This is a genomic window from Pseudomonas sp. (assembly GCF_035497915.1).
GTDB lineage: Bacteria > Pseudomonadota > Gammaproteobacteria > Pseudomonadales > Pseudomonadaceae > Serpens.
The window spans coordinates 1-23,800 of the sequence record NZ_DATJCS010000027.1 but is presented as its reverse complement, the minus strand read 5'-3'; the positions used below and the strand labels follow the sequence as shown (position 1 = coordinate 23,800).

Below are 23,800 nucleotides of genomic sequence, written 5' to 3'. Positions count from 1 at the left end.
GTCGATCTCGCGGGTGACGTTGACCTTGTCGCCGGCCACTTCCACCTTGGAGGCGAAGGTGCCCTGGGCGAAACCGGTCAGCGCGGCGAGCATCTGGCCGGTCTGGTTGTTGTCGCTGTCGATGGCCTGCTTGCCGAGGATCACCAGCTGCGGCTGTTCCTTGTCGACCACGGCCTTGAGCAGCTTGGCCACGGCCAGGGAGTTCAGCTCATCGTTGCTCTCGACCAGGATGGCGCGGTCGGCACCCAGCGCCAGCGCGGTGCGCAGCTGTTCCTGGGCGGTGGTCGGGCCGACGGACACGACGACGATTTCGCTGGCGATGCCCTTTTCCTTCAGACGAACCGCTTCTTCAACTGCGATTTCGCAGAAGGGGTTCATCGACATCTTGACGTTGGCGAGGTCGACGCCGGAGTTGTCCGCCTTGACGCGAACCTTGACGTTGTAGTCGACCACTCGCTTGACAGCTACAAGAACCTTCATGGATTCCTCGTTATTTTTTCCGGTTGAAAGTAGTGTCGCCAGCGGACTGGCGAGGGTTGCCTGCCGGCCGGAACCGGCTGTCGAACCATACGGCGACCGCAAAACCGCCCGTATCTTGACCGCAACCCCCCATCCGGTCAATACAAGAAAATCACCCGTTCGGGAGGCTGGAACGCAGAGTCTATCAGGGCTTGACGACTTTCAAACAAACGTTTGTATTGGAGCCGCAAAAGGTGCTGGTATAATGCGCCGGCCTGAGCTCGCAGGTATGATGGCCAGTCATAAAGCACACCAAGAGCCTTGAATGCAGGAGATAGTTGTGGAACGCGAATATATGGAATTCGACGTCGTCATCGTCGGCGCCGGCCCCGCGGGCCTTTCCGCCGCTTGCCGGCTGAAGCAGAAAGCCGCGCAAGCGGGCCAGGAAATCAGTGTCTGCGTGGTCGAGAAGGGTTCCGAAGTCGGCGCCCACATTCTCTCCGGCGCCGTCTTCGAGCCGCGTGCGCTCGACGAGCTGTTCCCGGACTGGAAGGAACTCGGCGCCCCGCTGAACACGCCGGTCACCCGCGATGACATCTACATGCTGACCAGTGCGACTGGCGGCAACAAACTGCCCGGCCTGTTCGTGCCCAAGACCATGCACAACGAAGGCAACTACATCATTTCCCTCGGCAACCTGTGCCGCTGGCTGGCCCAGCAGGCCGAAGGCCTGGGCGTGGAGATCTACCCGGGCTTCGCCGCCCAGGAAGCGCTGGTCGACGAGAATGGCGTGGTGCGCGGCATCCTCACCGGCGATCTGGGTGTCGATCGCGAAGGCAACCCGAAGGACGGCGTATACACCCCGGGCATGGAACTGCGTGCCAAGTACACCCTGTTCGCCGAAGGCTGCCGCGGCCACATCGGCAAGCAGCTGATCAAGCGCTACAACCTGGATTCCGAAGCGGATGCCCAGCATTACGGCATCGGCATCAAGGAAATCTGGGACATCGACCCGGCCAAGCACGAGCCCGGCCTGGTGGTGCACACCGCCGGCTGGCCGCTGGACGTGACCGGTAACAGCGCCCTCGGCGGTTCCTTCCTCTATCACCTGGAAAACAACCAGGTGGTCGTGGGCCTGATCGTTGACCTCGCCTACTCCAACCCGTACCTGTCGCCGTTCGACGAATTCCAGCGCTACAAGCATCACCCGGTGATCGCCCAGTACCTGGAAGGCGGCAAGCGCGTGGCCTACGGCGCCCGAGCCATCAGCAAGGGCGGCCTGAACTCGCTGCCGAAGATGGTCTTCGCCGGTGGCGCACTGATCGGCTGCGATCTGGGCACCCTGAACTTCGCCAAGATCAAGGGCAGCCACACCGCCATGAAGTCCGGCATGCTCGCCGCCGACGCCGTGGTGGAAGCGCTGGCCGCCGGCCGCGAAGGCGGCGACACGCTGGACAACTACGTCGAATCGTTCAAGGCCAGCTGGCTGTACGACGAGCTGTTCCGCAGCCGCAACTTCGGCCCGGCCATGCACAAGTGGGGCGCACTGGTTGGCGGTGCCTTCAACTACATCGATCAGAACTGGTTCGGCGGCAAGATGCCGTTCACCCTGCACGACAACAAGCCGGACTACGCCTGCCTGAAGACGGCCGCCGAGAGCCAGAAGATCGAGTACCCGAAGCCGGACGGCAAACTCAGCTTCGACAAGCTGTCCTCGGTGTTCCTGTCCAACACCAACCACGAGGAAGACCAGCCGGTCCACCTCAAGCTGACCGATCCAAACATCCCGATCGAGCAGAACCTGCCCAAGTACGACGAACCGGCACAGCGCTACTGCCCGGCCGGCGTGTACGAAGTGATCAGCAACGACGATGGCAGCAAGCGCTTCCAGATCAATGCCCAGAACTGCGTGCACTACAAGACCTGCGACATCAAGGATCCAGCGCAAAACATCACCTGGGTGGCTCCGGAAGGCGCCGGCGGCCCGAACTATCCCAACATGTAAGCTATAACCTGCTGATTTTATTGGCATTTTCCAAAAGGAGAGCGGAAACCCCGCCCTCCTCGCGGAAACGAAAAAGCTCCCGGACGGGAGCTTTTTCGTTTGAGCCGATTACAGCTGACCGATGGGGAAGAACTCCCCGTCGCTCCACACCCCCAGCCATTGCTGGCCCGCCATCTCCCGCTCCACCGCCAGCTCGACCAGCTGATAGAACACATTGCGATGGACCAGCGCGTCCAGGTTGGCGCGCACATGCAGATAGGGTGAAGGCTCGCCTGTGAGCGGATCCAGCTCCACGCGCAGCGGATGCTCGGGACCGGCAACCACCTCGTCGTCCACCAGGGTGGCAAAGCGCAGACGCTGCCGCTCACCCTCGCCGTCCACGGACAGCGTCACCGCCACGAACGGTGCGTCATCCACGCGGATGCCGACCTTCTCGACCGGAGTGACCAGGAAATAGTCCTCGCCATCCTTGCGCAATACGCTGGAGAACAGCTTGACCATGGGTTTGCGGCCGATCGGCGAGCCCAGGTAGTACCAGGTGCCGTCACGGGCGATACGCATGTCGATGTCGCCGCAGAACGGCGGATTCCACAGGTGTACGGGCGGCAGGCCCTTACCTTCACCGCCGGGGATCCGCGCCAGCAGATCTCCGGGATTGCCGCGGCGCTCGCTCATGTCGTGCTCCCGATCAGTTCAGGCCGCGCAGATTCTGGGCGTACTGCCGCAAGGGAACGCCCAGCAGATCCTGCGGCCGGGTTGCATAAAGAGTCAGCAGACCGCCACGGGTCACGATCCGGGCGGAATCCACCGGAAACCCGGTGGCCGTCTCGATCAGCAGCAGCTGCACCACGCCACGATCGACACCCAGCCGGTCGTAGCTCTGCTGATCCTCCCATTCGAAGGTCGTGCCGATACGATCGTCCTCGACGGCGACACGCCCGAACAACAGATAGTGCGCGCCGGCCGACCTAGCCTGGCGAATGGCCTGCGGCAACGGCAGCGGCGTCTCGGCGCGGCGCACCTGCGGGAAGTACTCGGCAAAGCTGCGATAGGCCTCGTTGGCCAGGGTGTTGGCCTGGTCACGATCCTGCACGGCCAGAAAATCTTCCTGGGCAATATAGATGACGGAGTCGGCCTGCACGCGACGCGAGGCGCCCCGCTGCGTCTGGCTGTGATCGAGCAGTCCCACGTCGGCAAACTGCTCACGGGTCGCTTCGAGCATGTCGCTGACCGGCACGCAGCCTCCCAGCGTCAGCAGCAGGCCCAGCATGATCGACTTGTGCATCCAGATCTCCCTCGATACCGATGCCGGAAAACCGGCGAGCGGCTGCGCGATGCAGCTTCCGCGCCAGCCGACAGTCGGCGCCATCAGCTGGCGGGCGTTTCGCTGTCGCGCTTGCGGCGGTTGCCCATGCGCACACCGATGTCCATCAGGAACTGGTAGAAACCCTCCTGGTCCTCGAGCACGCTGCTCCAGAACGGCGAGTGGTAGAGCGCCACCGCGCCATGCACCAGCGCCCAGGCGGCGCAATAGTGGAAGTACGGCGGGACGTTTTCCAGCTTGCCTTCGGCGATCCGTCCCTTGATGAGTTGGGTCAGGCGTTCGAAGTTGGAGGTTCGAATCTTGTGCAGCTGCTCCACCAGCTCGGGCACCTGATTGCTCTTCACCACCTTCTCTTCCAGGCGATCGAACAACCGGTAGCGCTGCGGATCGCGCATGCGGAATTCGAAATAGGCGCGCGACAGGGCTTCCCGGTCACGGTCCACGTTGTCCGAATGGAGCAGCTCGTTCAGGTCACGCTCATAGTCGAGCATCAGCCGCAGGTAGATCTCGGCCTTGGACTTGAAGTGCTTGTAGATGGTGCCTTTGCCGATCCCTACGGCATCCGCGATCATCTCGACGGTGACACTGTCTTCGCCATGCTCGAGGAACAGCTTCAGAGCGGTGTCGAGAATTTCCTGCTCACGACGGCGAAACTCTCTGACCTTGCGGGGTTCTTTGTGCATAAGGGACTGCGCAGCTCACGGTTGAAGCTCGCTATTATGCCTGACCCGCAGGAAATTGTACGGAGCCACCATGGTCGATCTGCTTGACGAGTTCCCCCAGCCGGAAGGCTTGCGCTACCTCAACCACGCGGCCGTGGCACCCTGGCCGCAACGGGCTGCGCGTGCGGTTTGCGCCTTCGCGCAACAGAACGCCACCATCGGTGCCCGCGACTATCCCGACTGGCTCACGGTGGAACATCGCCTGCGCCAGCGGCTGTGTCGCCTGCTCAATGCACCCTCCACCGATGACATCGCACTGGTGAAGAACACTTCGGAAGGCCTGTCCTTCATTGCCTTCGGACTGGACTGGCGCCCCGGTGACCAGGTGGTGATCAGCGACCAGGAATTCCCCTCGAACCGGGTCGTCTGGCAGGCACTGGCGCGTCATGGCGTCGAGGTGCTGCAAGTCAGCCTGGATGGCGCCGATCCGGAAGCCGACCTGCTGGCTGCCTGCGGGTCGCGCACCCGGCTGCTGTCCATCAGCTCGGTGCAATATGCCAGCGGCCTGCTGCTGGATCTGCCCCGCCTCGGCGAGGGATGCGCCGCCCGGGGCGTGCTGTTCTGCGTGGATGCCATCCAGCATCTGGGCGCCCTGCCCTTCGATGTGCAGGCCGCGCGCTGCGCGTTCGTGGTGGCCGACGGTCACAAGTGGATGCTCGGCCCGGAAGGTCTGGGCGTGTTCTACTGCCGCAGCGACCTGCGCGAACAGCTGACCCTGCACGAATACGGCTGGCACATGCTGGAACATGCCGGCGATTACCTGCGCCAGGACTGGCAGCCGGCCCGCAACGCGCGGCGCTTCGAATGCGGCAGCCCGAACATGCTGGCCAGCATGGCGCTGGAGGCCAGCCTTTCCCTGCTGGAAGAGGTGGGCATGGCACAGGTGGCAAGCCAACTGGGCGAGCGCATGGAGCACCTGCAGAGGGGGCTGCTGAGCATTCCCGGCGTGACGATCCACAGCCCACGAGACACCCGGCGCCGCGCCGGCATCCTCAACTTCACGCTGGATGGCTGGAACCCAGGCGAGCTGTTCGAGAAGCTGCGCCAGCAGCAGATTGTCTGCGCACAACGCGGCGCCGGCATTCGCTTCTCACCACACTTCTATACCACCGGTCAGGTGCTGGACGAGACGCTCGGCGTTATAAACCAGCTCGCAGGCAGGTAGATTCTTAGCATCTGCGGATTCATTGCGAAAACGTATAAGTCCCGCAAGGCCATTCCAATCGCACTGGCCATACTGCCAAGACCGTCGCGGCATTTCCCCCAATGCCCGACGGCGGCAGAAGGTACTGGAGTGCGTGCCTTTGCTTGTTTTTACTCCTAATGGTCCTTGACCCGGATTCATCCCCCGGAATCCGGGTTTTTTTATGCCGGCGATTTGACCCGGGCCTGCGGGAACAGGCGCCGGAAGTTCGCCGTGGTCTGCTCGGCCAGCGTGGCATAGGAAACGCCGCGCAATTCGGCAAGGAACTCGGCCACTTCACGGACGTACTGCGGCAGGTTGGGCTTGCCGCGATGCGGCACCGGGGCCAGGTACGGGGCGTCGGTTTCCACCAGCAGCCGGTCTGCCGGCACCTGCCTGGCCACCTCGCGCAGGCTGTCCGCGTTGCGGAAGGTGACGATGCCGGACAGGGAAATGTAGAAACCCAGATCCAGCGCCGCTCGCGCCATCTCCCAGTCCTCGGTGAAGCAGTGCAGCACGCCCGCCTGCGGCAGGTCGGCCTCGCGCAGCAGCGCCAGGGTGTCCTCGCGGGCGGCCCGGGTATGCACGATCACCGGCTTGCCAGTGATGCGCGCTGCCTGCAGATGCAGGCGGAAGGATGCCTGCTGCAACTGGGCGGCTTCGGGCTCGTAGTGGTAATCCAGTCCGGTTTCGCCGATTGCCACCACATGGGGATGCGCCAGTTCGGCGAGCAGCCAGTCGAGCGCCGGCTCGGCGCCGGGCTGCAGGTCCAGGGGGTGCACCCCCACCGAGCAGTCCACATCGCCATAGCGCTGGCTCAACTCGCGGACCGCGGCGGCATTGGCGGCGCTGACGCCGATGCACAGGAAATGCCCCACGTCCCGTTCGCGCGCCGCCTGGAGCGCGGCATCCAGCGAACCCTCGTGGGCGGAAAGGTCCAGACGATCAAGGTGGCAGTGGGAATCGACCAGCATGGCAAGACGGCTCGGCAAGGCATGGAGGGCGCGCAGTATACGCCCTCACTGGCCACCATTTGTCGTTACAGGGTGTGCGTGACCCGATCGGACTTGAGCGCGCCGGCCAGGTAGGTCTCGATCTTGTTGCGGGCGACGTTGTCGCTCTCGTTGAACTGCACGCCGACACCCGCCGCGCGATTGCCCTGGGCGCCGCGTGGCGTGATCCAGGCCACCTTGCCGGCCACCGGAATCTTTTCCGGCTCGTCCATCAGGTTCAGCAACAGGAACACCTCGTCGCCGAGGCGATAGGTCTTGCTGGTGGGGATGAACAGCCCGCCGCCCTTGATGAACGGCATGTAGGCAGCGTACAGCACCGCCTTGTCCTTGATGGTCAGCGACAGGATGCCATTGCGGGCTCCCGGACTCGGCGTGGTCATGGCGTCTCCCTCATGGTGGCGAGGGCCGATTCTAGCCGTGGCTCGGCAGCTCCGCCCACTGCACCAGCAGGGCTTCGAGAAGCAGCGCACGGTTGAGGTTGGCCTTGCCCAGCACCTTGTGGCGCTGTTCCAGCAACCAATCCTGCAGGGCCAGCAGACGCGGCTGGGAAACCTTGCCTGCCAGGTACTCGATCACCTTGGCCATGTCCACCGGACCGAGCCCGCGCGTGTCGCCGGTCAGCTGGAAACGCAGCATCCGATGGGTCCAGTCGCAGAACCAGTCGAACAGCAGTGGCAGCGGCACGGCGTTCCAGGCCTCGGCCAGCTGGCTGGGGCTCTGCTGGCGCTTGATCAGCTTCTTGACCCCCTCGACTACCAGGGCGCGCTGGTCCAGTACACCCTGGGCGTGCAGGCGTTGCGCCGCCAGCGGCGAGCCGGCGGCCAGGGCCAGCAGCGCCTCCAGCGTGTCGGCATCCAGCTCCGGCAGCGACTGGCGCAGCCAGACCAGGCTCTGCTTGTGATCCGGCAGAGGACAAGCCTGCTGCACGCAGCGGCTCTTGATGGTCGGCAACAGACGGCTGGGCTGATGGCTGATGAGCAGCAGCACGGTATCCCCGGACGGCTCCTCCAGGCTCTTGAGCAGCGCGTTGGCGGCGTTCAGGTTCATCGCCTCGGCCGGCTCCAGCAGCACCACCTTGCGCCCGCCCAGCTGCGCGGTCTGCACCACAAAGCCCACCAGGTCGCGCACCTGATCGATCTTGATCGGCTTGTCGGCTTCTTCCGGCTCCAGCACGTAGTGATCCGGGTGCGTGCCGGCCGCCAGCAACTGACAGGCCCTGCACTGGCCACAGGCCTGTCCGTCGGCCGGCTGCTGGCAGAGCAGCAGCGCCATCAGGCGCTCGGCCAGGATGCGTTTGCCGATCCCCTGCGGCCCGTGCAGCAGGTAGGCATGGGCGTGCTGCCGGCGGCCCGCCAGCTGTTTCCACAGCGCCGCCTGCCAGGGAAGAATGTCGCTCACCGGCGGCATTCCAGCAGCTCCGGCAGCAGGCGTTCGAGTTGGCACTGGACATCGCTCAGCGGCTGGCCGGCATCGATGATCCGGTAACGCTGCGGATCGCCAGCCGCGCGGCGCAGGTAGGTCTGGCGGACCGACTCGAAGAACGCCCGGCCTTCCTGTTCGAAACGATCCAGCCGGCCGCGCGCCGCCGCGCGTGCCAGGCCTACCTCGACCGGCAGATCGAACACCAGCGTCAGATCCGGGCGCAGCGTACCCTGCACGAAGTCCTCCAGCACGGCGATGCGTGCCTCGCTCAGGCCGCGGCCGCCACCCTGGTAGGCGTAGGTGGCGTCGGTGAAGCGGTCGCAGAGCACCACCTTGCCGGCCGCCAGGGCCGGGCGGATGACCTGGTCCAGATGCTGCGCGCGCGCGGCGAACATCAGCAGCAGCTCGGTGTCCGAGGCCATCGGTTCGTCGCTGGGCGCCAGCAGCAGTTCGCGGATGCGTTCGGCCAGCGGCGTGCCGCCCGGCTCGCGGGTCAGCAGCGTCTCGCGGCCCGCCGCGCGCAGGCGTTCGGCGAGGAATTCACGGTTGGTGGTCTTGCCGGCGCCTTCCGGGCCTTCCAGGGTAATGAACAGGCCGCTCACGGGGTTTCCTTGCTGAGGGGCGCCGGACTCGACCGGTAATCGGCACGACGCTTGAGCTGATACTGACGCACGGCGCGCAGATGTTCCTCCAGGGTCGCGGAGAACACATGACTGCCATCGCCACGCGCCACGAAATACAGGGTCTTGCCCGGTTCGGGCTGCAGCGCCGCGTGGATCGCCTCGCGCCCGACCATGGCGATCGGCGTCGGCGGCAGGCCGGAAATCGTGTAGGTGTTGTACGGCGTGGCCTCGCGCAGGTCGCTGCGACGAATCTTGCCGGCGTAGCGTTCGCCCATGCCGTAGATCACCGTGGGGTCGGTCTGCAGGCGCATGCGCTTTTCCAGGCGGCGGACGAATACGCCGGCGATCTGGCCGCGCTCGGCAGGCACGCCGGTTTCCTTCTCGATGATCGAAGCCATGATCAGCGCCTCGTATTCGTTCCTGTAGGGCAGCCCCGTGGCCCGCGCCTTCCACTCCTCGGCCAGCACCTGCCGCAGACGGCGGTTGGCCTGGATCAGCAGATCGATGTCGCGCATGCCGCGCACGAAACGATAGGTATCCGGGAAGAAACGCCCTTCCGGATGCATGCCCGGCTCGCCGACCCGGCGCATCAGCTCGGCGTCGTCGACGCCGGCAAGGGTCTGCTCCAGCTTGTCCTCGGCGCCCAGCGCGGCGCGCAGCTGGCGGATGTTCCAGCCTTCCACCAGGGTCAGGCTGTATTGCACCACCTTGCCGCTGACCCAGGCCTCGAACAGCTCATTGACCGTCATGCCCGGCTCCAGGCGGTACTCGCCACCATGCAGCGTCTGCCCGGCGCGGTTCAGCCGCCAGTGCAGGCGCAGCCACAGACCACCGTCCAGCAGCCCGTCGCGCTCCAGGCGATTGATCAGCCCGACCGGCGTGGAGCCGGCCGGCACGTCCAGCAGTCTGGCCTCATCGAGCTTCAGCGGTTGCTGCAGCGCCATGCGCTGCTGCCAGAAGGCGTAACCCAGTACAAGGACAACCAACAGCAGGCCGCCGACAAGCAGCCTCAACAATGTACGTATCACGTTCAACAATCCAGGAGGGTGCGGGCGATGCCCTGCAGTTTACGGGTGAGCGGCCCGGGCAGCCATACACGGGTCTCAAGACGGCGCACCGGCCAGACGCCATAGACACTGTTGCAGAGAAAGATTTCCTGCGCCGCCAGCAATTCGTCGAAGGCCAGGTCGCGGACCTCGCAGGCGATGCCCAGCGCGTGCGCCTCGTCCAGCAAGGCACCACGCATGACTCCGGCGACGCCGCAACGCGCCAAGGACGGGGTGAGCAGGCGGCCGTCGCTGACCAGAAACAGGTTGCTGAACACGCCTTCGATGGGCCGTCCCGCCTGGTCGCGCAGCAGACCTTCGGCGTAACGGGAATCCTGCCATTCGGCGCGCGCCAGCACCTGTTCGAGGCGGTTGAGGTGCTTGAGGCCAGCCAGGCGGGGCTGCTCGGCCAGGCGCAACGCGCAGGGGAACAGCTCGATGCCTTGCTCGGCATGCTCGGCAGGATAAATGGGCAAGGGGCTGGCCAGCAGCAGACGCCGTGGCCGTGCCTCGGCTGGCGGGGCATAACCACGCAGGCCATCGCCACGAGTGACGATCAGCTTGACCACCCCCTCGCCCAGCGCGGCGCAGAACGCCCGCAGCTCTTCGGTGATCAGCGTTTCATCGAAAGGAATACCCAGTCGGCCACAGCCCAGCCGCAGGCGTTGCAGGTGGGCCGTCAGCAGACTGGGCTGCCCTTGATGCACGGCGAGGGTCTCGAACAACCCATCGCCGTAAGCCAGGCCGCGGTCACTCAGCGGCAGGTCCGCAGCCGGGCGACCGTCGACCCAGCTCAGCATCAGCCGTTGAACCGGCGGAACACCAGCGAGCCGTTGGTGCCACCGAAGCCGAAGGAGTTGGACACCGCCACCTCGATCGGCATGGCACGGGCCTCGCCGGGCACGAAGTCCAGGTCACAGCCTTCGTCCGGGTTTTCCAGGTTGATGGTCGGCGGCGCCACCTGGTCGCGGATCGCCAGGATGCTGAAGATCGCCTCGACCGCGCCGGCGGCGCCCAGCAGGTGACCGGTCATCGACTTGGTGGAGGAGACCGCCAGACGGTAGGCATGCTCCCCGAACACCGACTTGACCGCCGACGCTTCCGCCAGGTCACCGGCCGACGTGGAGGTGCCGTGGGCGTTGATGTACTGCACCTGGTCCGGATTCAGGCCGGCGTCGCGCAGGGCGTTGGCCATGCAGCGGGCCGCACCGGCGCCGTTCTCCGGCGGAGCGGTCATGTGGTAGGCGTCGCCACTCATGCCGAAGCCGACCAGCTCGGCATAAATGGTGGCGCCGCGTGCCTTGGCATGCTCCAGCTCTTCCAGCACCACCGCGCCGGCACCGTCGGACAGCACGAAGCCGTCGCGATCCTTGTCCCAGGGGCGGCTGGCGCGGGTCGGATCGTCATTGCGGGTGGAAAGCGCGCGGGCCGCGCCGAAACCACCCAGGCCCAGGCCGCAGGCGGCCATTTCCGAACCGCCGGCGATCATCACGTCGGCCTCGCCATAGGCGATGTTGCGCGCCGCCATGCCGATGCTGTGGGTACCGGTGGTGCAAGCGGTAGTCACCGCGTAGTTCGGCCCCTGGATACCCAAGTGAATGGACAGGAAGCCGGACACCATGTTGATGATCGAACCGGGCACGAAGAACGGCGAAATGCGCCGCGGTCCCTGCTCGAACAGCGACTTGCAGTTGTTCTCGATGTTGGTCAGGCCGCCGATGCCGGAGCCCATGACCACGCCGATGCGCTCTCGGTTGGCATCGGTGATTTCCAGTCCGGAATGTCGTACTGCCTGGAAGCTGGCGGCCAGGCCGTACTGAATGAACAGATCGAGCTTGCGCGCTTCCTTGGCGGGCAGGTACTGCTCGACATCGAAACCCTTCACCGAGCCGCCGAAGCGGGTGGAGAAGGCGGAAACGTCCATGTGCTCAAGCGGACCGATGCCGCTGCGGCCAGCCAGAACACCTTCCCAGCTGCTCGGCACATCGGTACCCAGCGGCGAAAGCATACCCATCCCGGTGACCACGACACGTCTACGCGACACTGTTTTGTCCTCTTGTTCACTAACGGAAAGGCCGCAGCGATTCGCTCGGCCATCCTCCCGACGACAGGACGGGAGGTGTGACGGGTTTCTCCCCGCCACAAGAAAAAGCCGCACGCCCGTGAGGTTGTGCGGCTTCTCTCGCCTCGAAAGCGTTCGATTACTTACTGCGCGTGGGCATTGATGTAATCGATGGCTTCCTGGACAGTGGTGATCTTCTCAGCTTGCTCGTCCGGGATCTCGGTCTCGAATTCTTCTTCGAGAGCCATCACCAGCTCAACGGTGTCAAGAGAGTCGGCACCCAGGTCTTCGACGAAGGAAGCGCTGTTGGTGACTTCTTCTTCCTTGACGCCCAGTTGCTCGGCAACGATTTTCTTGACGCGTTCTTCGATGGTGCTCATACCTTGTTTTCACTCCTAATGGACAAATCCAGGCAGCTGGACTGCCGGTAAGTGTATAGAAAGGGTTTTTCACATTTCAAGCCGGAACATCCCGGCTTGATCGCTTGCAATTCCGTACCCGACCATTTCGACATGAATTCGGATAGCCCTTCTGACAACGGTCTACCCGTCGAGGTCACATTTTCACATTACATATACATGCCGCCATTGACCGGAATCGTTGCACCGGTCACGTAAGCAGCACCGTCGGAGGCCAGGAAACCGACCACCTTGGCAATTTCCTCGGCCTGCCCCAGGCGCGCCAGGGGAATCTGGGTCAACAAGGCCTCGCGCTGCGCATCGGGCAGCTCGCGGGTCATGTCGGTATCGATGAAGCCCGGAGCCACGGTGTTGACCGTGATATTGCGCGAGCCGACTTCACGGGCCAGCGCACGGCTGAAACCCTCCACGCCAGCCTTGGCCGCCGCGTAGTTGCTCTGCCCGGCGTTGCCCATGGCACCGACCACCGAACCGACGTTGATGATACGACCCCAGCGTGCCTTGGTCATGCCGCGCAGCACCGCCTTGGACAGACGGTAGAGGCTGTTCAGGTTGGTGTTGATGACGTCGAACCACTCGTCGTCCTTCATCCGCAGCATCAGGTTGTCACGGGTGATACCGGCGTTGTTCACCAGGATCGCCAGTTGACCGTGCTGTTCCTGGACCTGCGCCAGCGCTGCGGCGACGGACTCGTCGTTGCTCACGTCGAGCACCAGACCACCACCCTGGAGGCCATTGCTCTTCAGGGTTTCGGCGATGCGCTCGGCGCCGGCGGCGGAAGTGGCGGTGCCCACCACCACGGCGCCCTGACGACCCAGCTCGAGGGCGATGGCCTGACCGATACCACGGCTGGCGCCGGTGACCAGAGCAACCTTACCTTGCAAACTCATTGAAACGTTCTCCTTGATCAAGCCAGGGCGGCGCGGGTGGCCGCGAAGGCTTCGGGGGTATCCAGGCTGTAGGTATCCACACCCTTCACGCAACGCTTGTTGAGGCCGGAGAGTACCTTGCCGGGTCCGCACTCCACCAGCGCGGTGACGCCGCAGGCACCCAGGCGCTGCATCGACTCGACCCAGCGCACCGGGCTGTACAGCTGTGCCAGCAGGTCGCGCTTGAGAGTGTCCAGATCATTGACCACATCGGCGCTGACGTTCTGCACCAGGGGGATCTGCGGTGCCTGCCAGTCCAAGGCGGCGATGGCTTCGGCGAAACGCTCGGCCGCCGGACGCATCAGGTCGCAATGCGACGGCACACTGACCGGCAGCGGCATGGCGCGCTTGGCGCCCTTGGCCTTGCACACCTCGACGGCACGCGCCACCGCGGCGGCGCCACCAGCAATGACCACCTGGCCAGGGGCATTGAAGTTCACCGCACTGACCACTTCGCCTTGGGCCGCTTCGGCGCAGGCGGCGCGCACGTCGTCATCCTCCAGGCCGAGAATCGCAGCCATGCCGCCCTGCCCGGCCGGCACGGCCTGCTGCATCAGCTGGCCACGCAGCTCCACGAGCTTGACGGCAGCGGCGAACGGCAGGCTGCCGGCGGCGACCAGCGCCGAGTACTCGCCCAGGCTGTGGCCGGCGACATAGGCCGGACGCGCGCCGTTCTCGGCCAGCCACAGGCGCCACAGCGCCACGGAGGCGGTGAGGATCGCCGGCTGGGTCTTGTCGGTCTGGTTCAGTTGCTCTTCGGGGCCATTCTGGGTCAGCGCCCAGAGGTCATAACCCAGCGCCTCGGAAGCCTCGGCGAACGTATCAAGCACCAGGCGCTGTTGCGCGCCGATCTCACCCAGCATGCCGAGCGATTGCGAACCCTGACCGGGGAAGACGAATGCGGAGATTACGGACATGGAAAAAATCCTTGATGTCTTCGTCGAAACCATTGCGCCCGACTGTTGGGCGCAACGAATTGAGGATTGGATGACAGCCCGCGACGGCCAGTCACATCCCGCGCGACAACCTATAACAGCAGGTCTTCGAGACGCCCGTGCAGGCGCTGGGGGAGATTTTCGCGGATTTCCGCCGAAGCGCGACGAATGGCGCTCTGGAAACCTTCCTCCGCCGCGCCGCCGTGACTCTTGATCACGATGCCTTGCAGGCCGAGAAAGCTGGCGCCGTTGTGGGCCGCCGGCCGCAGCTCCTGGCGCAGGGAACGCAACAGGGGCAACGCCAGCAGGCCGACCAGGCGCGCCGGCAGACTGCGCTCGAACAGGCCGCGAATGCGCTCGGCCACCATCTCGGCGAGCCCTTCGCTGGATTTGAGCAGGATGTTGCCGACGAAACCGTCGCACACCACCACATCGGCCTCGCCGCGATACAGGCCGTCGCCTTCGATGTAGCCGATGAAATTGATCGCCCGCGCCTCGCGCAACAGGCTCGCCGCCAGCTTGACCTGCTGATTGCCCTTGATGTCCTCGGCGCCCACGTTCAGCAGCGCCACGCGCGGCCGGCGCACCCCCAGCGCCTCGGCCGCCACCGACCCCATGACGGCGAACTGGTAGAGGTGCTCGGCACCGCAGTCGACATTCGCACCCAGATCGAGCAGATAACAGCTACCGATGCGGGTCGGCAGCGCCGCCATCATGGCCGGCCGGTCGACACCCGGCAGGGTCTTGAGCACATAGCGGGACAGCGCCATCAGCGCACCGGTATTGCCGGCACTCACGCAGGCGCGGGCCCGACCGTCACGCACCATTTCCAGCGCCACGCGCATGGACGCATCAGGCTTGCCGCGCAACGCCTGGGATGGGCGTTCCTGCATGCCGATGACCTGGGACGCGTGAACGATGTGCAGCCGGGAACGATCCACGCCGGGATGGCGCGAGAGGATCTTTTCGAGGAGAGGTGCCTGACCGACGAGGGCCAGCCTGAGAAGGGGATTTTCCGCCAGGCAAGCCAGACTGGCAGGAACAACGCAGTGGGGACCGAAGTCCCCACCCATTGCATCGATGGCGATGATCGAAGCGGACAAGGATTACTCGGCGGAGTCCTTGTCGATCACCTTGCGACCACGGTAGAAGCCTTCCGGCGATACGTGGTGGCGCAGGTGGACTTCACCGGTGCTCTTTTCGACGGACAGAGCGTTGGGCTCCAGAGCGTCGTGGGAGCGGCGCATGTCGCGTGCCGAACGGGATTTTTTGTTCTGCTGAACAGCCATAACTGATTAACTCCTAAACGTTTGGGTCGCGCTTTAACTGCGCCAGTACGCTGAACGGGTTGGGCCGCGAAACTTCGTCCTCGCTCGGCTCGGGATCATCTTGACCCGCCGGTTGCTGACAGACGCTGGAATCGTGGACCGGAACGATCGGCAAGGCCAGCAACAGCTCATCCTCGACCAGTGTCAGCAAATCCAGAGGGTCCTCCCCCACCTCCAGCGCGTCGTAACCTTTCGGCACGACCTGTTCGCTACCTTCCGGGACCACAGCGTAGTGATACTCGCCATGGATCGGCAGAGCGGCAACGTCCAGACAGCGCTGGCATACCATCTTGGCCTCGACGCTGAACTCGCCATGAATGACGACCGCGCGGCGCTCGTCCCGCTCGAAGCTCAGCTTCGCGCGTACCGTACCGGCATGGTCGACCATCTGCTCGGCCAGCCGCGGCAGGGAAGCCAAGGGAATTTCGCCCTCGAGCACTGCGCCGCGGTCAGCCAGCTTGCGTGGATCAACGTGAGGTGGAATCGGCCCATTCAACATAGGCGCGAGATTCTAGGGAGCTAACTCCCCCCTGTCAAAGGAAATTCCTGCCTGTGCGCCGGGCTGACACGGGCTTAGAATCCGCGCCCGGAATACCTATAAAAGGAAGCGTGCATGCCACCGATTCTGCTTGCCTCCGGCTCAGTCTACCGACGCGAATTGCTGGCTCGTCTGCGCCTGCCTTTCGACTACGCCGCGCCCGAGATCGACGAATCACCCCGACCCAACGAAAGTGGCACCGCCCTGGCCAGCCGCCTGGCGCAGCAGAAGGCGCAAGCCCTGGCCAGCCGCTACCCGGAGCACCTGATCATCGGTTCCGATCAGGTGGCGGTACTGGACGAGCAACTGATCGGCAAGCCCGGCACCTTCGAGCGCGCCCGCGAACAGTTGCGCGCCGCCAGCGGGCGCAGCGTCAGCTTCCTGACCGGCCTGTGCCTGCACAACGCGCGCAGCGGACGCAGCCAGGTGGACTGCATCCCCTTCACCGTGCATTTCCGCGAACTGGACGATGCGCGCATCGAGCGCTACCTGCGCGCCGAGCAGCCCTACGACTGCGCCGGCAGCTTCAAGTGCGAGGCACTGGGCATCAGCCTGTTTCGGCGCACCGAAGGGGACGACATCACCAGTCTGGTCGGCCTGCCGCTGATCCGTCTGGTGGACATGCTGGAGGCGGAGGGTATCCAGATACCCTGACCGCCCTGCCCGCTCAGCGCAGGCCCGGCCCCTGCAGACCCAGCCACAGGGAAAGATGCGCCGCCACGCCGGCACCCAGCTTCTTGGCGAAGCGGTCCAGCGCCGTGTCCTTGCGGGTGAAATCGACGATACGCTCCTCACCGATGACGTCGCGGGCCACCTGACTGCTGCTGGCCAGGCCATCCACCAGGCCCAGCTCCAGCGCCTGCTCACCGGACCACACCAGACCCGAGAACAGCTCCGGATGCTGGGCATCCTTCAGACGCTCACCCCGCCCCTTGCGCACACTGTCGATGAACTGGCGATGCGTGGTCTGCAGCACCGACTTCCAGAACTCGGCCTCGTCGGCACGCGGCGGCGAGAAGGGATCCAGGAAGGCCTTGTGCTCACCCGACGTGTAGAGGCGGCGATCGACGCCGAGCTTTTCCATGGCGCCGACGAAGCCGAAGCCGGCGGCCGTCACGCCGATCGACCCCACCAGACTGGCCTTGTCGGCATAGATGGCGTCCGCGGCGCTGGCGATGTAGTAGGCACCCGAAGCACCCAGATCGGTGATCACGGCGTAGACCCGCGTTTGCGGATGCTCGGCCCGCAGGCGACGGATCTCGTCATAGATGTAGCCGGACTGCACCGGGCTGCCGCCGGGACTGTTGATGCGCAGCACGATGCCACGCGTCCCGGCATCCTTGAAGGCCGCCCGCAGGCTGCCGACGATGTTGTCGGCGCTGGCATTTTCCTCATCGGCAATCATGCCGCGCACCTCGATCAGCGCGGTGTGCGAACCACCCGCCGAGGTGACGCCGCGCTCATCCTTCCAGGGCGCGAACAACACCAGTGCGCCGAACAGGTAGGCAAAGGTGAGCAGCTTGAAGAAGATGCCCCAGCGCCGCGCCCGCCTCTGCTCCTGCACACCGGCCAGCACGGCCTTTTCCAGCAACTTCCAGCTCTTGTCCTCGCCCTTGTCCTCGGGCGCCTTCCACTCGTCAGCCATCACACACCCTCAAGTGAGCACCGCCGCGTCACTGGCATCAGCCAGTGACGCAGCTCGGCGAATTCCATGATTTCCAGACACGGCGCGAACGGCCGCAGGCGCTCGAGCGACTGCGCACCGTAGCCGACCGCCACCGCATCCATCTGCGCGTTACGCGCCATCAGCAGATCGAAGGTCGCATCACCGATCATCAGCGCACGGTCGGCAGCGACCCCGCAGCGGGCCAGAATCTCGTGCAGCATGCGCGGATCGGGCTTGCTGGCGGTTTCATCGGCGCAGCGGGTGATTTCGAAATAATCCTGCCAAGCATGCCCCGCCAGGGCACGCTGCAGACCGCGCCGGCTCTTGCCGGTGGCCACCGCCAGGCGATAGCCGGCAGCGCGCAGCGCTTCCAGCCCCTCGACAACCCCAGGAAACAGCGGCGGCGGCGTGGTGTCCAGCGTCAGGTAATGATCCGCATAAGCCAGCCGGAAACGCTCGGCCAATCCGGAGTCCAGCTCCGGGTACAGCGCCGCGATGGCCTCGGGAAGACCCAGACCGATGATGCCGCGAATCTGCGCCTCATCCGGCGGATGCAGGTCAAACCGATCGGCGGCCGCTAGCACCGACTCGACGATGCGCGCCACCGAATCGGCCAGCGTGCCATCCCAGTCGAAGACCAGCAGCTGGTAATCAGGCACCCAGCCGCTCCAGGGTCTGCGCCCACATCTGATCCACCGGCGCCTCCAGGGTCAGCGTGGCGCCATCGGGAAGCGTAACGGTCAGCGCGTGGGCATGCAGGAACAGGCGCTTGCCGCCCAGCTCGCGAATCTCCCGGGTGAATTCCTCATCGCCGTACTTGGCGTCACCGGCAATCGCATGCCCGGCATGCCGGGCATGCACGCGGATCTGGTGGGTCCGCCCGGTGATCGGACTGGCTTCGACCAGGGTGGCGAACTCGCCGAAGCGCCGTACCACGCGAAACTCGGTGAGCGCGTCCTTGCCCTCGTCATTGACCTCGACCATGCGTTCGCCCGAGCGCAGGTTGTTCTTCAGCAGGGGCGCACTGACCTTCTTCTTGGAAGTCGGCCAGTTGCCGCGCACCAGCGCTAGGTAACGCTTGTCGACCCCGTCGCCGCGCAGCGCCTCGTGCAGATGACGCAGCATGCTGCGCTTCTTGGCGATCATCAGCAGCCCCGAGGTGTCGCGGTCCAGCCGGTGCACCAGTTCGAGATCCCGGCAGTCAGGGCGCAACTGACGAAACGCCTCGATGACGCCATAGGACAGGCCGCTGCCGCCATGCACGGCGATGCCGGTGGGCTTGTTGATCACCAGCAGCGCCTTGTCTTCGTAGACGATGGAGGCTTCCAGCCGCTCCAGCAGCCCCTGCGCCAGCGGCGCCGGCTCGTCGCGCTCGGCCAGACGCAGCGGCGGCACGCGCACCATATCGCCGGCCTGCAGCTTGTATTCGGGCTTGATGCGCCCTTTGTTCACACGCACCTCTCCCTTGCGCAGGATGCGATAGATCAGCGTCTTGGGGACGCCTTTCAATTGCGTTCGCAGGAAGTTGTCGATGCGCTGGCCGGCCAGTTCCGGCGCGACTTCCAGCATCTGCACGCCAGAGGTCGGGGAGGGAGTCGTATTCATGGGGCGGCATCATAACAATTTTGATGGAATTGAAGCACTTATTAAGAGCTGCTATAGTCGCGAACGCCGCCAAAAGCGGCCGAGTCACGAGCGATGCAAGAAAGCCGCTCCACTCAGGCAACCACATTCGGGACGTCAGGCCGTCCACCGGGCATGCGCAGAAGCATACGCGCCCGGGAACCCAAGCCTCGAACCCATGACGCGCGACCAGAACGACTGGACGCGATAATGACAACCCGCTACGGAATGAGTAAGCGGCACCCGATTTTCAAGGATCGTGTAGGGTGGAGATGCACAACCTCCGGACTGTGTAGCATCAGGCTTCTACAGACGCTTCCCGTCCACATCCGCTGGTTGATTCCTCCTCCTGATTCAGTGCTTCTGCATGCCAGTTGTAGCAGGAGACGTTCGTCGCGAGCCCGGTCCGTTTGATCGGCACTCGCTTGACAATGCAGCGGCCGTGCCGCTGTTGGACGCACCCGACACCGACCGTGAGAGTCGTGTATGCCGCTTGCCGTTTCCGCAGCCCGGAAACCAACGGTACAACATGAAAAGAATGCTGATTAACGCGACCCAACCCGAAGAGTTGCGCGTCGCACTGGTCGATGGCCAGCGCCTGTTCGACCTGGACATCGAGTCCGGGGCCCGTGAACAGAAGAAGGCCAACATCTACAAGGGCCGCATTACCCGCGTCGAACCCAGCCTGGAAGCCGCCTTCGTCGACTTCGGCGCCGAGCGCCATGGCTTCCTGCCCCTCAAGGAAATCTCCCGCGAATACTTCTCCAAGGCGCCCGAAGGCGGCCGCGTCAACATCAAGGACGTGCTGCGCGAAGGCCAGGAAGTCATCGTCCAGGTCGAGAAGGAAGAACGCGGCAACAAGGGTGCGGCCCTGACCACCTTCATCAGCCTGGCCGGTCGCTACCTGGTGCTGATGCCCAACAACCCGCGCGCCGGTGGTATCTCCCGCCGCATCGAAGGCGAAGAGCGCAACGAACTGCGTGAAGCGCTGAACGGCCTGGACGCACCGGCCGACATGGGCCTGATCGTGCGCACCGCCGGCCTGGGCCGCTCCAGCGAAGAACTGCAGTGGGACCTGGACTACCTGATCCAGCTGTGGACCGCCATCAAGGACGCCTCCCAGGACCGCCCTGCCCCGTTCCTGATCTACCAGGAATCCAACGTCATCATCCGCGCCATCCGCGACTACCTGCGCCAGGACATCGGCGAAGTGCTGATCGACAGCGTGGAAGCCCAGGAAGAAGCCCTCGCCTTCATCCAGCAGGTGATGCCGCAGTACGCCAGCAAGATCAAGCTGTACCAGGACAGCGTGCCGCTGTTCAACCGCTTCCAGATCGAAAGCCAGATCGAGACCGCCTTCCAGCGCGAAGTGAAGCTGCCCTCCGGCGGTTCCATCGTTATCGACCCGACCGAAGCACTGGTGTCCATCGACATCAACTCGGCGCGCGCCACCAAGGGCGGCGACATCGAGGAAACCGCGCTGCAGACCAACCTGGAAGCGGCCGAGGAAATCGCCCGCCAGCTGCGTCTGCGCGACATCGGCGGCCTGATCGTCATCGACTTCATCGACATGACCCCGGCGAAGAATCAGCGCGCCGTGGAAGACAAGGTCCGCGAAGCCCTGGAAGCCGACCGCGCCCGTGTGCAGATCGGTCGCATCTCGCGCTTCGGCCTGCTGGAGATGTCCCGTCAGCGCCTGCGCCCGTCGCTGGGCGAAACCAGCGGCATCGTCTGCCCGCGTTGCAACGGCCAGGGCATCATCCGCGACGTGGAATCCCTGTCGCTGGCCATCCTGCGCCTGATCGAGGAAGAAGCCCTCAAGGACCGCACCGCCGAAGTCCGCGCCCGCGTGCCCTTCCAGGTTGCCGCCTTCCTGCTCAACGAGAAGCGCAACGCCATCACCAAGATCGAGCTGCGTACCCGCACCCGCATCTACATCCTGCCGGACGCCCACCTGGACACCCCGCACTTCGAAGTGCAGCGCCTGCGCGACGACAGCCCCGAGCTGATCGCCGGTCACTCCAGCTACGAGATGGCGCCGAGCGAAAACGAGGACGTCCAGCCGGTCAGCGCCACCCGCACCCTGGTTCGCCAGGAAGCCGCGGTGAAGACCGTCACCCACGAGCGTCCGGCCCCCGCCCCGGCAGCCGCGCCCTCCGCCCCGGCTGCTCAGCCCGCCCCGGTGGCGCCCACCATGCCGGCACCCAGCCTGTTCAAAGGCTTGGTGAAGTCCCTGGTCGGCCTGTTCGCCAGCAAGGAAGAAACCGCCAAGCCGGCGGAAAAGACCAGCCGCGAGCCTGCCGCACGTGGCAGCGAGGAGCGCCGCAACGGTCGCCAGCAGAACCGTCGCCGCGACGGTCGTCGTGACGAGGAGCGCAAGCCCCGTGGTGAGCGGGAAGAGCGCCAGCCGCGTGAAGCGCGTGAAACCCGCGAAGCGCGCGATGGCCAGGACAGCCGCCGTCAGCAGCCGCGCGTCGAGCGCGAGCGCCAACCCCGCGAAGCGCGTGAGGAGCGCCAGCCCCGTGAAGAACGCCAGCCGCGCGAAGAGCGTCAGCCCCGCGAGGCGCAAGCGCAGCAGGCTCCGGAAGCCCGTCGCGAACGCGCCGAGCGTCCGCCGCGTGAAGACCGCCCGCAACGTGAGGAGCGCAAGCCGCGTCCCGAGCCGGTTGAGGCTGTCGAGGAAGAGCTGCTGAACAACGAGGACGGCCAGGATCTGGAACAGGAAGGTGGCGACCATGAGCGTCCCCGTCGCCGTTCCCGTGGCCAGCGTCGCCGCAGCAACCGCCGCGAGCGCCAGCAGGAAGCGGGTCTGCTGCCGGATGAAAGCAGCGAAGAAACCCAGGTCGAGCCGAGCGCCGGCAGCCTGATCGCCGCCAGCGCGGTTGCCGCGAGCCTGGCCAGCGAGGCCGTGGAAACCGCGCCCGCCACGCAGGCCGAGGAAGCGCCGCAGGCGTCCGCCGAGCCGGCTGAAGTGCCGGTAGCAGTGGAAGTGGAAGCTCCGGCTCCGGTCGTCGAAGCCGCAGCCCCTGCGCCGGTCGAGCCGACTTTCAGTGCGCCGGTCGAGCAGCCCGCAGCCATCGTCGAGGCACCAGCCCCGGCAGCCACCCCGGCGCCGGCAGCCGTTCAGCCCGCCGGCGGTCGCGCCTCCAACGATCCGCGCGAAGTGCGTCGTCGCCAGCAGGAAGCCGAGCGCCTGGCCCGCGAAGCCGCAGCACAGCCGGTCGTCGAGGCCACTCCGGTCGTGACTCCCAGCGAACAGCCGCAGGAAGAGACCCGCAACCTGGAAGCCGTGGCGCAGGAAGCCGAAGGCAAGGACGAGACCGCCGTTCAGGTCGAGGCCGACAGCCAGGCCGAGCAGCCGGCTCGTGATGAAGAAGAGCAGACCAAGCTGCCCTCGTAATCACGCCCGCTGAAACGAAAAAGGGGATGCCGAAAGGCATCCCCTTTTTTGTTGCTGCACCATCCACCACCTGTAGGAGCGGCTTCAGCCGCGATGCCTTTTTGCAGCCCCACCCAGAAGCTCGCGAATGAAGTCGCTCCTACAGCTTACTCAGCCCGCTTCAGCGCGGACGATCACCAGACGTTGGGCTCGATCTCCAGCTCGACATCGAAGCGGTCGGCAATATCCGCCTGGACACGCCGCGCCAGGGCCAACAGCTCGCCGCCAGTCGCCTGGCCGTGGTTGACCAGCACCAGCGCCTGCTTGTCATGCACGCCGGCATCGCCGTCACGAAAGCCCTTCCAGCCCGCCTGCTCGATCAGCCAGCCGGCAGCCAGCTTTACCACACCTTCATCGGCCGGATACGCCACCAGCCCGGGATACTGCTCACGCAAGCGTGCCGCCTGTTCGGCAGGGACCAGCGGATTCTTGAAGAAGCTGCCCGCGTTTCCGAGCACCGCCGGATCGGGCAGTTTCTCACTGCGGATCGCACAGACCGCGCGACTGACCTCCCGCGGCGTCGGCGCCGCGCAGCCCTGCGCGGCCAGTTGCTGACGCAACGGCCCGTAGTCCAGCCGCAGCTCGGTATGCCGACGCAGGTTGAAACGCACGCGCAGGATCAGCCAGCGCCCGGTCTGGCGCTTGAACAGGCTGTCGCGATAGCCGAAGGCGCAGTCCGTCAGCGAGAAATCGCGCAGCTCGCCGCTCTGGCGGTCCAGCGCGGTCAGGCCGGCAAACACATCCTTGATCTCCACCCCGTAGGCACCGATGTTCTGCATCGGCGCGGCGCCCACGGTGCCGGGGATCAGGCTGAGGTTCTCCAGGCCGCCCAGGTCCTGCTCCAGCGTCCAGAGCACGAAGGGGTGCCAGGGCTCGCCCGCCTCGGCCTCGACCAGGACGGTCTCGCCGTCATCGCTCAGCACCCGCCTGCCCAGCAGCGCCATGCGCAGCACCAGGGCGTTCTGGTCGCCGGTCAGCAGCAGGTTGCTGCCGCCGCCGATCGGGCGCAGCGGCCAGCCGTTGCGCGCAGCCAGCGCCAGCGCCTCGCGCACCTCGGCTTCGTC

24 protein-coding genes and 1 pseudogene are annotated in these 23,800 nt (G+C 65.3%); 4 read left to right on the top strand and 21 right to left on the bottom strand.

Annotated features, from left to right (window positions below; all coding sequences use genetic code 11):
- Positions 1 to 480, bottom strand: a pseudogene (locus tag VL129_RS08950) (electron transfer flavoprotein subunit beta/FixA family protein); the annotation flags it as partial.
- A gap of 319 nt (positions 481 to 799) precedes the next feature.
- On the opposite strand from VL129_RS08950, the gene VL129_RS08945 reads away from it, so the two are divergent.
- Positions 800 to 2,464, top strand: coding sequence for an electron transfer flavoprotein-ubiquinone oxidoreductase (locus tag VL129_RS08945; protein WP_325412224.1), 1,665 nt, complete (start codon positions 800 to 802; stop codon positions 2,462 to 2,464).
- Between the two features lie 108 nt (positions 2,465 to 2,572).
- Here VL129_RS08945 and VL129_RS08940 read toward each other — a convergent pair whose 3' ends face one another.
- The 3 genes from VL129_RS08940 to VL129_RS08930 form a co-directional block, all read right to left on the bottom strand.
- Complete coding sequence (locus VL129_RS08940) at positions 2,573 to 3,139, bottom strand: DUF1285 domain-containing protein (protein ID WP_325412222.1); 567 nt, start codon at positions 3,137 to 3,139, stop codon at positions 2,573 to 2,575.
- Between the two features lie 13 nt (positions 3,140 to 3,152).
- The gene (locus tag VL129_RS08935; RefSeq protein WP_325412220.1) at positions 3,153 to 3,749 is read right to left on the bottom strand and encodes a DUF4823 domain-containing protein; all 597 of its coding nucleotides are present in this window, start codon (positions 3,747 to 3,749) and stop codon (positions 3,153 to 3,155) included.
- 83 nt (positions 3,750 to 3,832) lie between these two features.
- On the bottom strand, positions 3,833 to 4,471 hold the full coding sequence (locus VL129_RS08930) for a TetR/AcrR family transcriptional regulator (protein WP_325412218.1): 639 nt from the start codon (positions 4,469 to 4,471) through the stop codon (positions 3,833 to 3,835).
- 70 nt (positions 4,472 to 4,541) lie between these two features.
- Here VL129_RS08930 and VL129_RS08925 point away from each other — a divergent pair, with 70 nt between their 5' ends.
- Positions 4,542 to 5,675, top strand: coding sequence for an aminotransferase class V-fold PLP-dependent enzyme (locus VL129_RS08925; RefSeq protein WP_325412216.1), 1,134 nt, complete (start codon positions 4,542 to 4,544; stop codon positions 5,673 to 5,675).
- A gap of 200 nt (positions 5,676 to 5,875) precedes the next feature.
- Here the strand turns inward: VL129_RS08925 and VL129_RS08920 are convergent, their stop codons facing one another.
- From VL129_RS08920 to VL129_RS08860, 13 genes are all read right to left on the bottom strand, one after another.
- The gene (locus VL129_RS08920; protein WP_325412213.1) at positions 5,876 to 6,667 is read right to left on the bottom strand and encodes a TatD family hydrolase; all 792 of its coding nucleotides are present in this window, start codon (positions 6,665 to 6,667) and stop codon (positions 5,876 to 5,878) included.
- 65 nt (positions 6,668 to 6,732) lie between these two features.
- Positions 6,733 to 7,086: a PilZ domain-containing protein gene (locus tag VL129_RS08915; protein ID WP_325412211.1), complete on the bottom strand. Its 354-nt coding sequence runs from the start codon at positions 7,084 to 7,086 to the stop codon at positions 6,733 to 6,735.
- A gap of 31 nt (positions 7,087 to 7,117) precedes the next feature.
- Entirely contained in the window at positions 7,118 to 8,104 is a 987-nt protein-coding gene (locus VL129_RS08910; RefSeq protein WP_325412209.1) for a DNA polymerase III subunit delta', read from the bottom strand.
- On the bottom strand, positions 8,101 to 8,730 hold the full coding sequence (gene tmk, locus VL129_RS08905; protein ID WP_325412207.1) for a dTMP kinase: 630 nt from the start codon (positions 8,728 to 8,730) through the stop codon (positions 8,101 to 8,103). Before tmk ends, VL129_RS08910 begins: the two co-directional genes overlap by 4 nt.
- Positions 8,727 to 9,779 carry an endolytic transglycosylase MltG gene (gene mltG, locus VL129_RS08900; RefSeq protein WP_325412205.1) on the bottom strand — a complete coding sequence of 351 codons (1,053 nt, stop codon included), beginning with the start codon at positions 9,777 to 9,779 and terminating at the stop codon, positions 8,727 to 8,729. The genes tmk and mltG overlap by 4 nt, the downstream gene beginning before the upstream one ends.
- Before the next feature lie 2 nt (positions 9,780 to 9,781).
- Positions 9,782 to 10,597, bottom strand: a complete 816-nt coding sequence (gene pabC, locus VL129_RS08895) for an aminodeoxychorismate lyase (protein ID WP_325412203.1) — start codon at positions 10,595 to 10,597, stop codon at positions 9,782 to 9,784.
- Entirely contained in the window at positions 10,597 to 11,841 is a 1,245-nt protein-coding gene (gene fabF, locus VL129_RS08890) for a beta-ketoacyl-ACP synthase II (RefSeq protein ID WP_325412201.1), read from the bottom strand. Before fabF ends, pabC begins: the two co-directional genes overlap by 1 nt.
- Positions 11,842 to 12,002: 161 nt before the next feature.
- A complete protein-coding gene (acpP, locus tag VL129_RS08885; protein ID WP_003283670.1) occupies positions 12,003 to 12,239 on the bottom strand; it encodes an acyl carrier protein in 237 nt (78 codons plus the stop codon).
- A gap of 188 nt (positions 12,240 to 12,427) precedes the next feature.
- Positions 12,428 to 13,168: a 3-oxoacyl-ACP reductase FabG gene (fabG, locus tag VL129_RS08880; RefSeq protein WP_325412199.1), complete on the bottom strand. Its 741-nt coding sequence runs from the start codon at positions 13,166 to 13,168 to the stop codon at positions 12,428 to 12,430.
- Positions 13,169 to 13,185: 17 nt separating this feature from the next.
- The gene (fabD, locus tag VL129_RS08875; protein WP_325412197.1) at positions 13,186 to 14,124 is read right to left on the bottom strand and encodes an ACP S-malonyltransferase; all 939 of its coding nucleotides are present in this window, start codon (positions 14,122 to 14,124) and stop codon (positions 13,186 to 13,188) included.
- Between the two features lie 110 nt (positions 14,125 to 14,234).
- Complete coding sequence (gene plsX / locus VL129_RS08870) at positions 14,235 to 15,245, bottom strand: phosphate acyltransferase PlsX (RefSeq protein WP_325412195.1); 1,011 nt, start codon at positions 15,243 to 15,245, stop codon at positions 14,235 to 14,237.
- Positions 15,246 to 15,248: 3 nt separating this feature from the next.
- Positions 15,249 to 15,431: a 50S ribosomal protein L32 gene (gene rpmF / locus VL129_RS08865; RefSeq protein ID WP_027591282.1), complete on the bottom strand. Its 183-nt coding sequence runs from the start codon at positions 15,429 to 15,431 to the stop codon at positions 15,249 to 15,251.
- Between the two features lie 13 nt (positions 15,432 to 15,444).
- Positions 15,445 to 15,969 (bottom strand): YceD family protein, encoded by a 525-nt coding sequence (locus VL129_RS08860; RefSeq protein ID WP_325412192.1) that lies wholly within the window; start codon positions 15,967 to 15,969, stop codon positions 15,445 to 15,447.
- Between the two features lie 114 nt (positions 15,970 to 16,083).
- Between VL129_RS08860 and VL129_RS08855 the strand changes: the two genes are divergently transcribed.
- Positions 16,084 to 16,662, top strand: coding sequence for a Maf family protein (locus VL129_RS08855; RefSeq protein ID WP_325412190.1), 579 nt, complete (start codon positions 16,084 to 16,086; stop codon positions 16,660 to 16,662).
- Positions 16,663 to 16,675: 13 nt separating this feature from the next.
- Here VL129_RS08855 and VL129_RS08850 read toward each other — a convergent pair whose 3' ends face one another.
- Genes VL129_RS08850 through rluC form a run of 3 tightly spaced genes read right to left on the bottom strand, consistent with a single transcriptional unit; the run spans position 16,676 to position 19,279 of the window.
- On the bottom strand, positions 16,676 to 17,653 hold the full coding sequence (locus VL129_RS08850; protein WP_325412188.1) for a S49 family peptidase: 978 nt from the start codon (positions 17,651 to 17,653) through the stop codon (positions 16,676 to 16,678).
- Positions 17,653 to 18,333: an HAD-IA family hydrolase gene (locus tag VL129_RS08845; RefSeq protein WP_325412186.1), complete on the bottom strand. Its 681-nt coding sequence runs from the start codon at positions 18,331 to 18,333 to the stop codon at positions 17,653 to 17,655. Before VL129_RS08845 ends, VL129_RS08850 begins: the two co-directional genes overlap by 1 nt.
- Positions 18,326 to 19,279 carry a 23S rRNA pseudouridine(955/2504/2580) synthase RluC gene (gene rluC / locus VL129_RS08840; RefSeq protein WP_325412184.1) on the bottom strand — a complete coding sequence of 318 codons (954 nt, stop codon included), beginning with the start codon at positions 19,277 to 19,279 and terminating at the stop codon, positions 18,326 to 18,328. Before rluC ends, VL129_RS08845 begins: the two co-directional genes overlap by 8 nt.
- 547 nt (positions 19,280 to 19,826) lie before the next feature.
- Here rluC and rne point away from each other — a divergent pair.
- Positions 19,827 to 22,697: a ribonuclease E gene (rne, locus tag VL129_RS08835; protein ID WP_325412182.1), complete on the top strand. Its 2,871-nt coding sequence runs from the start codon at positions 19,827 to 19,829 to the stop codon at positions 22,695 to 22,697.
- A gap of 173 nt (positions 22,698 to 22,870) precedes the next feature.
- On the opposite strand, the gene murB is transcribed toward rne, so the two are convergent.
- On the bottom strand, positions 22,871 to 23,800 hold a 930-nt coding region (gene murB, locus VL129_RS08830), incomplete at its 5' end, for a UDP-N-acetylmuramate dehydrogenase (protein WP_325412180.1).

Bases quoted from the DNA above. Each gene is read 5' to 3' on its own strand.
- VL129_RS08940 (WP_325412222.1), bottom strand. From the start codon at position 3,139: ATGAGCGAGCGCCGCGGCAATCCCGGAGATCTGCTGGCGCGGATCCCC.
- VL129_RS08850 (WP_325412188.1), bottom strand. From the start codon at position 17,653: ATGGCTGACGAGTGGAAGGCGCCCGAGGACAAGGGCGAGGACAAGAGC.
- fabG (WP_325412199.1), bottom strand. From the start codon at position 13,168: ATGAGTTTGCAAGGTAAGGTTGCTCTGGTCACCGGCGCCAGCCGTGGT.
- rne (WP_325412182.1), top strand. From the start codon at position 19,827: ATGAAAAGAATGCTGATTAACGCGACCCAACCCGAAGAGTTGCGCGTC.
- rpmF (WP_027591282.1), bottom strand. From the start codon at position 15,431: ATGGCTGTTCAGCAGAACAAAAAATCCCGTTCGGCACGCGACATGCGC.
- VL129_RS08860 (WP_325412192.1), bottom strand. From the start codon at position 15,969: ATGTTGAATGGGCCGATTCCACCTCACGTTGATCCACGCAAGCTGGCT.
- acpP (WP_003283670.1), bottom strand. From the start codon at position 12,239: ATGAGCACCATCGAAGAACGCGTCAAGAAAATCGTTGCCGAGCAACTG.
- VL129_RS08935 (WP_325412220.1), bottom strand. From the start codon at position 3,749: ATGCACAAGTCGATCATGCTGGGCCTGCTGCTGACGCTGGGAGGCTGC.
- VL129_RS08855 (WP_325412190.1), top strand. From the start codon at position 16,084: ATGCCACCGATTCTGCTTGCCTCCGGCTCAGTCTACCGACGCGAATTG.
- fabD (WP_325412197.1), bottom strand. From the start codon at position 14,124: ATGTCCGTAATCTCCGCATTCGTCTTCCCCGGTCAGGGTTCGCAATCG.
- VL129_RS08925 (WP_325412216.1), top strand. From the start codon at position 4,542: ATGGTCGATCTGCTTGACGAGTTCCCCCAGCCGGAAGGCTTGCGCTAC.
- VL129_RS08930 (WP_325412218.1), bottom strand. From the start codon at position 4,471: ATGCACAAAGAACCCCGCAAGGTCAGAGAGTTTCGCCGTCGTGAGCAG.
- VL129_RS08920 (WP_325412213.1), bottom strand. From the start codon at position 6,667: ATGCTGGTCGATTCCCACTGCCACCTTGATCGTCTGGACCTTTCCGCC.
- pabC (WP_325412203.1), bottom strand. From the start codon at position 10,597: ATGCTGAGCTGGGTCGACGGTCGCCCGGCTGCGGACCTGCCGCTGAGT.
- VL129_RS08915 (WP_325412211.1), bottom strand. From the start codon at position 7,086: ATGACCACGCCGAGTCCGGGAGCCCGCAATGGCATCCTGTCGCTGACC.
- rluC (WP_325412184.1), bottom strand. From the start codon at position 19,279: ATGAATACGACTCCCTCCCCGACCTCTGGCGTGCAGATGCTGGAAGTC.